General features: G+C 25.3%; 8 protein-coding genes and 1 CRISPR repeat array. All 8 genes read right to left on the bottom strand.

The genetic code is table 11. The annotated features are described in order from the left end of the window. Positions 1-133 precede the first annotated feature (133 nt). A CRISPR array of direct repeats spans positions 134-2,285; the repeat unit is 31 nt; unit sequence GTTTAAATACATCTATATGTTAATGTTGAAC. Between the two features lie 188 nt (positions 2,286-2,473). Beyond that, a complete protein-coding gene (gene cmr6, locus BM384_RS11710; protein WP_090013809.1) occupies positions 2,474-4,183 on the bottom strand; it encodes a type III-B CRISPR module RAMP protein Cmr6 in 1,710 nt (569 codons plus the stop codon). Positions 4,184-4,200: 17 nt separating this feature from the next. Further along, positions 4,201-4,935, bottom strand: a complete 735-nt coding sequence (cmr4, locus tag BM384_RS11705) for a type III-B CRISPR module RAMP protein Cmr4 (protein ID WP_090013807.1) — start codon at positions 4,933-4,935, stop codon at positions 4,201-4,203. Then, positions 4,935-6,116, bottom strand: coding sequence for a type III-B CRISPR module-associated Cmr3 family protein (locus tag BM384_RS11700; protein WP_090013806.1), 1,182 nt, complete (start codon positions 6,114-6,116; stop codon positions 4,935-4,937). Before BM384_RS11700 ends, cmr4 begins: the two co-directional genes overlap by 1 nt. A gap of 2 nt (positions 6,117-6,118) precedes the next feature. Further along, positions 6,119-7,738, bottom strand: a complete 1,620-nt coding sequence (gene cas10, locus BM384_RS11695) for a type III-B CRISPR-associated protein Cas10/Cmr2 (RefSeq protein ID WP_175537358.1) — start codon at positions 7,736-7,738, stop codon at positions 6,119-6,121. Further along, complete coding sequence (locus tag BM384_RS11690; RefSeq protein WP_090013803.1) at positions 7,738-8,877, bottom strand: hypothetical protein; 1,140 nt, start codon at positions 8,875-8,877, stop codon at positions 7,738-7,740. Before BM384_RS11690 ends, cas10 begins: the two co-directional genes overlap by 1 nt. Positions 8,878-8,903: 26 nt before the next feature. Further along, positions 8,904-10,481 (bottom strand): hypothetical protein, encoded by a 1,578-nt coding sequence (locus tag BM384_RS11685; protein WP_090013801.1) that lies wholly within the window; start codon positions 10,479-10,481, stop codon positions 8,904-8,906. A 14-nt stretch (positions 10,482-10,495) separates the two neighbouring features. Continuing rightward, entirely contained in the window at positions 10,496-10,873 is a 378-nt protein-coding gene (locus BM384_RS11680; protein WP_090013800.1) for a hypothetical protein, read from the bottom strand. 296 nt (positions 10,874-11,169) lie between these two features. After that, positions 11,170-11,373 (bottom strand): transposase domain-containing protein (locus tag BM384_RS11675; protein ID WP_139232103.1); only part of this gene is annotated, 204 nt, incomplete at its 5' end.

Below are 11,373 nucleotides of genomic sequence, written 5' to 3'. Positions count from 1 at the left end.
TTCTTTCCCCTTGATTTTATTATTCATATTATATAATAGAATCTAGGCTGTTTCAACTAACATTGGAAAGAACCACTTTTAGTATGTGTTAAACAACTACTATGTATAAGGAGGTTGCCGTTGTGGATACTACGTTTAAATACATCTATATGTTAATGTTGAACTTTTAATATATATCCAAAGGGAAATAATGTACAAGTGTTTAAATACATCTATATGTTAATGTTGAACTAATTTCATAATCGAAATATCATGTTTCAAGTTGTTTAAATACATCTATATGTTAATGTTGAACTTTAATATAAATTCTTACAAAGATATAATATATATGTTTAAATACATCTATATGTTAATGTTGAACTGTAAGCTAGATATAAACTACAAAAGACATAATAGGTTTAAATACATCTATATGTTAATGTTGAACATAGAAAGAAGGAATTTAAATGAGTATAAATTTTAAGTTTAAATACATCTATATGTTAATGTTGAACTATAAAGCTTATCGTGGAATATCTTATAAGTCTATTAGTTTAAATACATCTATATGTTAATGTTGAACTTAAATCCTGGTGTTGGTTTAGGATCTGTTTCTACTGTTTAAATACATCTATATGTTAATGTTGAACGTCTTAGAATAAAAATTCCTGATAATTTACAATGTTTAAATACATCTATATGTTAATGTTGAACGAAGTGTAATAGGGGGTGGATTAAATGGCAGGAAGTTTAAATACATCTATATGTTAATGTTGAACAATCCATCCCATATGCTTCTAATACCATTACATGCGTTTAAATACATCTATATGTTAATGTTGAACAGCAATTGGAGTACAAGCTGTAAGCAATATTTTAAAGTTTAAATACATCTATATGTTAATGTTGAACGGGCAAATAACATCAACATTTTCTAACGTATCCAGTTTAAATACATCTATATGTTAATGTTGAACAGCAAGGAGGGAATTGTGTAGCTCTATCTATATATTTGTTTAAATACATCTATATGTTAATGTTGAACGCTTCATAACTTCCGGTTCTTATATTCCCACACAAGTTTAAATACATCTATATGTTAATGTTGAACCCAGTTAATATATTTAAGCTTTTTAGATATCTTTCCGTTTAAATACATCTATATGTTAATGTTGAACGAACTTCCAGAGGGGCTTAATCCAGAGGATTATAGTTTAAATACATCTATATGTTAATGTTGAACTTATGTTAAAGGAGATAATAATAAACTTTTAGAAGGAGTTTAAATACATCTATATGTTAATGTTGAACTGTGGCATTTCTAAATCATTTAACATTTTACACAAGGTTTAAATACATCTATATGTTAATGTTGAACTGGAACACTTTTAAGTTTAGCTGCTCTTAGCTCTAGTTTAAATACATCTATATGTTAATGTTGAACTAGTAATGTTTACCAAAATAATAGAGGTGATTTAAGTTTAAATACATCTATATGTTAATGTTGAACTGCATTTAAATACATACTTAATTTATTCCATGTAGCGTTTAAATACATCTATATGTTAATGTTGAACTGGAAAGAAAGGAACTTTAAGCTTAGGAGAAATAAAGTTTAAATACATCTATATGTTAATGTTGAACTATCGGTGTTAACTGGTATTGGAAAGGTGGTATATTGTTTAAATACATCTATATGTTAATGTTGAACCTTTAAGTTTTAATTACTATTGTAATGATAGTAATAGTTTAAATACATCTATATGTTAATGTTGAACTATATGAAAATCTGCATACCAATGTTGGAATGTTGGTTTAAATACATCTATATGTTAATGTTGAACTTTAGGACAAGCTACTGATGAAGAAAAAGCAGAGTAGTTTAAATACATCTATATGTTAATGTTGAACTATATGAAAATCTGCATACCAATGTTGGAATGTTGGTTTAAATACATCTATATGTTAATGTTGAACTTTAGGACAAGCTACTGATGAAGAAAAAGCAGAGTAGTTTAAATACATCTATATGTTAATGTTGAACTGTTGAATTTTAATCAAACATAATCATTATAAGCGTTTAAATACATCTATATGTTAATGTTGAACAGAATTATGTAATAAATTTACTTTCTATAGAATTTGGTTTAAATACATCTATATGTTAATGTTGAACACGTTTTTATATAAATATGGATTATGATACCTTTGTTTAAATACATCTATATGTTAATGTTGAACTCAAGCTATCATACAGACAATTAGAAACTATAGTGTTTAAATACATCTATATGTTAATGTTGAACCAAAGCTTTTAAGCCATTCCTCTTTTATTATACCTCACCTAACCCAAGTTATACACTAATTTCTCAAAATTTTTTCCAACCGAATCATAAAAACTAAAATCTAATATTAAATATAACTCTATTTATTGATATAAGTAGTTTTAAACTTGTACATATCAAAGAAACGGTTGGAAAAACTAATAATTTAACTACCCGTTAAATTTTTGTTTAAGAGCTAATAACATCTGTGGAGTAAGTTCATTAGGGTTACTACTAATTAAATTTTCATCTTCAAGATTAGAACTATCTTTAGTGTCAATGTCTTCTATATCTATCAACGCTCCATATCCCAAATTAGTTTTTGCTCCTATACCTATGTCTTTTATAATTGCTTTGAATAATTCTCTCTTTTGATTTATGCTTAAAATACCATCCTTGAGATTAAATTCAAAACGCCAAGCTACATCTGGCATTACTTTTAAAAACTTTATTGGTACCGGATTTTTTAAAGGGCTCTTATGTGGAGTAATATAGTCTTCACCTAAAATATATGAAGCTTTCGTATTTTCTAAATCAATCACAGCATCAAAGAAGACATCTCTCTCATAAATATTCAAAGTTTTATTATCTTTTTTTCCTTCAAAAATTTCATTAGTCAATACTTCAAAATTACTCATATCCAGTTTTTCTGTTTTAATCACGCTAACCTTTTTATCTTTAATACACGAATTTAGTATACTATTAATATAATATAATTTCTCTTTATTCTTATTATTGTTTTCTTCAAAATTAGAATCATTTTCATTTTTTTTAATATAAAATACACTTCTTAATACACCTTTTACAGATGAACCGTTTATTATTGGAATACCGCTTGTGTAATCAAACTCTAGACCAAGTTTAAGCTCACCATTTTTACTGATTTTATGATTATAGCCACTTCCTATTAATAAACCAGGATATGTAGTTTTTAATATAAAACTCTCATTATCCTTATTAACTTTATCTATGGAATTTAGCTTTTCTCTTTTACTTCTATAAATTAGCTGTTCATTTTTTATGTCAAAATAATAACTATTGTCCTCTTCATTTTTAGAAAAATTATCTGTTATAAGATCATCAAAATAGTCTTTATAGTATAAATAAGATAAGTTTCCTTCAACCTCATTTGGGTTTAGCTTTAAAAGTGGAATGAATCTTAAAAAGTCTTCTATTATCTTTAGTATCTTATTTTTACACTTTTCTAAGTTATTACTGTTTGTATAACCAAAATAGTTAATTATTTTAGATATGTACCTTCCTTTACCAATAAGTTCATTTATTGTTGAAGAAGTATTTTTTTTATTAATTTTACTCCTAAAATATTCAAGCTCTCTTTCACAATTTTCCATTTTCTCTTTATCATCAAGATTAATTCCACTTTTTTTTAGTGTTTCAATAATTAGTTTAATAGTTTTTTTTTCACACTCTCTATCATCACTAGATTTTTTACTTTTTTTTTGAGAGTTTTGCCTATCATTTTGCTCATCCCCAAATTCAAAAACTCTAATCCCAAGTTTTAAAGCAATAGCAGCATTTATAATTTCATATTTAGCCTTTTTTAATTGATCGTTACTTTTTTTATTTTCTTCAAGAAGATAGTCTTTAAGATTTTGTTTTTCCGTTTGTACTGTATCTGATTCTTTTAAAATATTAAAGATAAGTTCAGGCACTCTAAATCTCTCTTCATTAGCACTAGAATTTTTATCATTAAAAAAAGTAACTGTAGCTAAAATACCACTTTGAATAATACTAGCACCAAAACTTGATATGTAGCCATTAAACTCATTTGGTACTTTGCCATTTTTAAATATATTTTTTTCTTTTTCAATACATTTAATAGCATATGGAATTAAATCTTCTACTCTTTTCTTATTCACTTTTTCTTCACTTCCCTCTACTTAAGTTTAGTAATATTGCAATATCCATAACCTATTGTTGCATTGCCACCAATCTGTACTAAATTTTCAGTTATACTATTGAATAATAATTTTTTATTGCCATCTCTACACAAACCAAAGTAGAATCTTGTTTCTCTAGGTACTACTTCTTCATACCATAGATTTTTGCTTTCACCATTTTCAAGTTTATTCCTTGCTATTATAGGAAGTTCCTTGACGAAATCTCCAAACTTTTTATCATCTATTATAATTAGATTTTCGTAAAACAACTTTTTCATATCATCATTATTAACTTCTTGACAGTAAACATCTTCACCTTCAATATTAACTTTACTTTTGCTATTTTTTTCATTAGTATAATCATTTGAAAGTTTTAGTGGTATATCTAATAAATCTAAAAAGCCAAGAAATTCTTTCATTATTCCAAAACAAGTTACATTGTAATATGGTCTATTGTCACTTCTCATTGGTATTGATAATAGCATGCCAGGAAAAACTCTATATAATCCCATTTTGGTTTCATCGCCAAAAATTTCATTTACATCATTCTTGCTATATCTACTTTCTAAGTAATTTCTTAAACTTCCTTTTAAACTAGATGAATTTATTATTGGATATTTTGTTATAACATCTTTTTGTACCTCATTATCAATAATTCCATAGCTAGTATTACCATCACCAACATGTAAGTTTGTTATACATCTTATTAAATACAACTCAAAGTTCTCCATTATTTTCCTCCCCCAATAATATGATTGTATCCTATATTGCTCATGTTATTATATTTTTCAATAGTATTTTTCAACTCTTCATATTTACCATTCTTAGCATATAAAATTGAACCTCTTTCTAAAAGAGAATACTTCTTCTCACTTCTTATAAATCTATTGCTATAATTTCCGCAGTTAATTTTTTTAAACTCAAGTTTTAAACATCTAAAGTCTTGAGTACTAGAGATAGAATAACTACATAACTTTGTATATTCCTCATACTTAAGAAAAGTATTAGATAATAAGATTAGCTTATTATCTGTAATACACTCCTTGAAAATTTTATTAATATCAGGAATATTTTCATTGTAAATTTTTTTTAATTCTAAAATAAAGCTTGTACCTTCACCGCCTAAGTTAACTATTGATCTATTTTGGGGAGTATATTTATCATCAAACTCCACTGTAAATGCAAATTTTATGTCCTTATAATTTTGCCCTTCATTAAACCTATATCTATTAATTCTAAAGAGTCCATTGTCATTAGTCTTATAAACTCCCCCTAAATTTATACCTATATTACTTTCTAGCTTAAAAATTTCATCAAAATCCACAATATTTTTATTCTTATCTAAAACTACAAAATCATTAGATATCCCATCTTTATTTTTATAATCTAAAGGAATTGGAGTATTTTCCAACTCACCATCTCCATAATTTACTTTACAAACATCACTATTTTGTTCTATCCTAAGAGGAGTATAATATTTATTCTTGTCTCTTTTAATCGTTCCACCTTCACCTTGTTTTTCCTCATAACATTTATGATCTTTAGGTACAGGCATTAAAAATTTCTTTTCATTTCTATCTTTATTTTTACAAGATATTATCGTTGGTGAAATTTTTTTTATAAATTTAAAATCTTGAGCTTCTTTTGCATCAATATTTTGAAAACTTCTTTTTCCAATTAGTTCTGCAATAATCTCTTTTTCTTCGCTCTTATAATCCCACTTTACCTTATAAAGTTTTGGATCATACTCTATTAATACTTTTTTTCTCAGCATTCCTAATATTGAAGTCTGCTGTGGAAATATATTAGAAGAAACTATATTATTTTTTAAAGAATCACCATCTCTTTGAGTTCTCTCTCCACCAAAGAAAAAACTCCCTATTGGCTTTAACTCTGCAAGATATTTAGCCATTCTTATTCATCTCCTTTTTCTAAAAGATTACTTTCTTCATTAATAAATCTTATAAATTTAAGACACGCATATATATTAGTAATTGATATATCATCTGAATTTCCATATTCTTCATACATAAAAACTATGAATTCTTTTATATTTTTAATGAAGTTAAGCACTCTTTTCTCTTTATGAATATCTTCATTAAAGTTATTATCAAAGTAATTATTAAGCTTTTCGCTACAATTTCCTATTTCATTTAATATTTTTTTATCTCTTAAAAATCTTATGTGAATTTGGTTTAAGGTATCTTTAATATCTTTATCGTTTGTGCTACTAGATATGTTATTGAAGAGTTCAATAAATTTATTATAAGTTTGTCCACTTTTCATTAATGTAGCTGAAAAATTTTCTCCACTACTTTTTACCAATTTAAATGCTAAGGCATTTTTTTCTGTATTTCCACATTTAAAGTTTTTAGCATCTTCAAACAACAGGTTTGCTGTATCTGGAATTACAGTGTATAAAGGATATTTTTGATGGAATACTTCCATGCCAATAGAAATGCTAGGATTAGATTCTTTGTAATCTTTAAACTTTTCATTAAATTTAAAATCTAATTCATTAAATAATTGAAATATATTATTACTGCTTGATTCTGATTTACTATTCTTTATTGGAGCAAAAAATAATAAGTCATCTCCTCCTGCATATATAGGAAATCCTCCATAGTTATTAATTATAGTTACCGCATCTTTAGAGTATTCAAGTAGCTTTTTTGAAAACTTTTTGCATTTATCATTATTGGTTAAATTTTTAATTACCTTCCCCATAGAATCACCATCTATCTGTACTAAAGCTACATATTCATGATACTTTCTTAATCTTTCTTTATATTCATTTTTATTCAAATATTTTATAAGTTCATCATCACTATTATATTTTTTGTTTTTGGGTATATTTAGTTCTTTAGTAGCAATTCTTATTATAGAAGGATATAATATTTCTTTATCCTCCTTATATTGAAATGCATCATCAGTTAAAAAAGTATTTTTAACGTTATTTTTATTAGTATCCGTCCCAAAAATCTTGAATATATAATCCTCTTCTTCTTCCTCTAAATACTTTTCTCGTAATTCAATTGCGTCTAAATATTTAGAAACAGAACCTATGATAGATTCATTTTCCTTTACATCTACCTCAATAAAATATATTTTAAAATAATTTTTGATATATTTTTCAATACCAGTTTTATTTAATTTATCACAACTTAATTTACTTAATTCAAAGCATATTTTATCAACCAAATCTAACTTAACTTCTTTGATTACTTTATATAGTTTTTTGAAGTCGTCCTTATCAGACTTAAATATTAATCTGTCGTGAAATAATCCTGCTTTTGTATTCTCAAATAAATCAGTATTTATTGCATTATTGCTTTTGTCTAGAATATTAGGAACTATAAATTTATCTGGAGATATAATGACTTTTTCACCTTTTTTATAGTCTATCAATTTAGAAATTATATTCTTCATTATATAAGAAAAAATATAGCTGCTTCCCCATAGTTCTCCTGTTGAACGTGCTTTATTAATTGTTTTGCTAATTGGTCCTATAGTCACTCCTATATACGTACTCATCATTTCACCTCTATCTTGCCTTTAAAAGCCAATTTATGTTTTTTCTTAAAATTAGTATTCTTATTTAAGGAATCAAAAAAACATTTTAAGAAATCATCTAAATTGAATTCTTCTTTACTAGGAGTTCTTATTTCTTTTCCTTTTTTACATCCTTCTTTTTTAAAATAAAATTTTTCATCATATATGTTAGTATCCTCTTCTGATATTATTATGAGAATATTTCCTATTATTTTAAATAATATTGGAGATTTATAGCGTTCTACAGATGTAGACTCATACTTAACGACTCCACCTTTCTTTTTATTAGGTAATGTTTTGTAATCTATATAATCACAAACACCTAAAACAGCTCTTTCATATCTATATTGACATTTATCACCATCATTACCTTTATTGAAAATATTATTTACTATAAACTGCTTTTCATCTTTAATATTTTCATTATTATTCATATATTTAAATAAGTATGACTCTTCTTTTTTAGGGTAACTTATACCGCTTTTCATATATTGATAAATTTTATAAGCATCATCTCTAATTTTATTATACATAGTATCATCTTTTATATTATCTTCATATTCTATATAATAGATTTTATTATTATCTTTCAATTCCTTAATTCTATTTATTATATCTTCATTTTTTCTATTATCTCTCTTAGAAGTAAATGATCCAAAAGTCTTATTCTGCCTAAATCCAAAATTATTAATTAATAAAAAGTCATCAAAATTATCATCTATAGCCTTAATTAATTCTCTATTTAATGAAAAAAATTCAACACTAATCTTTCCATTATTTACAAATACCAGTCTATTTGCATCAATTTTATCCGAGTCCCCTATATTATTAAAATAGAATGATGTATTTTTATTAATTTTATTTGAATCTATCTTTCCACTAGTTTTAAATCTAATTTTATAATTTAATGGTTTCTTATCAAAAAAATCCTCTTCTGTCATACCTTCTTTATATCCAATTAAATATTGTTTATACTGATTAAATTCTTTAAAAATATATTTAATCAAGAACTTGTCCAACTTAGGTTTGACTTCTGTTCCTCTTAAAACAGCACCTTTTTGTTGTCCTTGGAATTGAATAATAGGTGTATGTTGCACTAATTCAATTTCTAATTTATTCATTATTGTCACCTTCTTTTATCAAAGCTTTATTTTTTCTTTATATTTTTATCAATAAAATTCTTTTCAATTTCACTCCAGATAATAGTTATGAGTAATATGTAAAATATTGTGGGTTCATCAAATTGTTCATAAATTTTACCAACAAGTTCAGTTATTAATGCCATTATGCTAATAATTAAGCTAACTGCACCAATTTTTCCTCCTATATAAGTTATGAAATTTACCTTTTCACTAACTTGATTGTTATATATCCCATTAGTATAGTTATACATTTCTCTTATATTATTCTCTAAACTATCAACATCTTCTTTTATTCTCATTTTTGCAAGAAGCATATCATACATTTCAATCCCCTGTTCTTGAGGGGTAACCTCTCTAAAATAAATACTATTTGAAAAACACATATACAACTTTTGAAGGCTCGTTACATCACTTAATGTTCTTTCCTCATCTAATGCAGCAATCCTTGATATTTCTTCCTTAAATCTTAATAAAGATGCTCTATCTGTTAAAGCTAGTAAAACCATTTCACAATATATAGTTTTAAATTGATTTATTAATATATCTGTAAATTCATTATTATTTGCAACAACAACGAAAGAATATCTTGTTATTCCATACAATGTATTATAATTGCTCCATCTCACATATGTTGATTCCTTTATAAGTTTTTCTTTCATCTCTTCATTCTGACATGTACAAGAACCATTATCTATAAAAATGTACTTATACCATACGTCACTAAAATAATCTCCATTAACAATTAAATTAGAAAATAAACTATCAACTAAAAATGACATAACAAACATTCTATCATCTATAATAGGAGTTATTACAATTTTATTTTTAATATCTTGACACTTTTCACAAAGAAAACTTTCACCTAAAATATCTGTAATAACACTTGAAATATTAATAGAACTACTTAATCTTTCTTCTTTGAAATCATGTTCTTTAAACTTTTCTTCACCAAAATTACTAATATATGGTTTACTTTTTTTGTCAGAAGAGTTATTTGATATATTCATCAATGAGATATCTGCAAGAAAATTATCTCTACATTTTTCTAATGGCAAAAACTGAGGATAAATCCTTCTTCCATAATCATTTATTTTAAGAATATCCTCCTTTTTCTCAAATTCATTATTTTCAACAAAAAAAATAAGATTAGCAACACCTGTTTTGTAAATTTTAAGCTTTATATCTGTTAACTTTAAAGAATACTCTTTATTTTTTAGTGAAATAACATATTTAGAATTTTCATTTATTCCTTTAAACTTAAAACATTTTACAAGTTCATCTTGGGTATTGATATTCTTATTTTCTAAAATTTTTTTATCATTTGTATCATTAGTATTATTTCGTCCGTAAATTACTTTTCTGACATTTTTATAAAAATAAACATACTGATTATAATCAATATATTCTTTTATATTTTTACCTTCCTCTTCCCAATATTCTGTTTCCAACAAAAGAGTTTTAAATTTTTCAAAATTTATTCTTTCATTTATTTCTTTATTAAAAGATAATTCATCTTTAAAATAATCCCATTTGAAAGGAAAAATAAAAATATGATAGCTTATCTTCTTAATATCATCCATCACCTATTTTCCCCCTACTATTTTAAATAATGAAGTTCAGTCTCCATAAACTCACATGTCATTGTTCTTTGATTTAATTGTTCCTTTAACTTCTTGGCCAATACTAAAACTGCCTCTTTCCAAGCCTCAAGATTATTAACAAATTCCTTATTTGCTACACCAGTTATAACTACTGTCCTTTCTCCACCTCTTGGACATCCCCATTCTTGGTTGTAAACAGTATAGCTACATTTAATGACTGCTGAAATATAAATATTATTTTTTTTATACAAAGTTTCAGCATTATCTTGCCATAGACAACTTACTATTTTTTCATGATTCGCTAAAGTATTATTTAATTTTTTGTATCCCCCCTGTATACCTGTAACTATTTCAAATCTTAATGTTTTTTTCATAGAAGTCTCCTTATTCGTAAATACTAATAAAAAATCTATCAGCTATTTGTTTTTTAAAAAAACAACCTTTATTATATATAATACTATTTTTATGTATAAAAGTAAAATGAATTTATGGCACTAAATGCTATTTATTCCAAAATACATAAAATAATTCTTTATATGTTCCCTTAATAAATTATATTTGTAAGCGTAAAAGTTTTTGGCGTCTTTTATTGCTTCAAAAATAGTAATAAAATATCCCTATAAAGTTATTGAGATTTACATCATACCTCAATTATCTTTATAGGGATTTACTATTTCTTATCTTTAATTTTTAGATCATCCGGTATCTTATCAGCCCAAGGCATAAGATTCTCTAAGCTTTCGCTATCGGTTGTATCTATATTTATTAAGTTATCAAAAAGATAAACTAAATACTTTTCTATAACCAGCTTATTAGCCTTGGCAGTTTCCACAATACTATATAAATAACTACTAGCAGTTGCTCCTTTTGCAGT

This window comes from Clostridium sp. DSM 8431 (assembly GCF_900116755.1).
Lineage (GTDB): Bacteria > Bacillota > Clostridia > Clostridiales > Clostridiaceae > Clostridium.
This window is presented reverse-complemented; position numbering and strand designations above follow the sequence as displayed.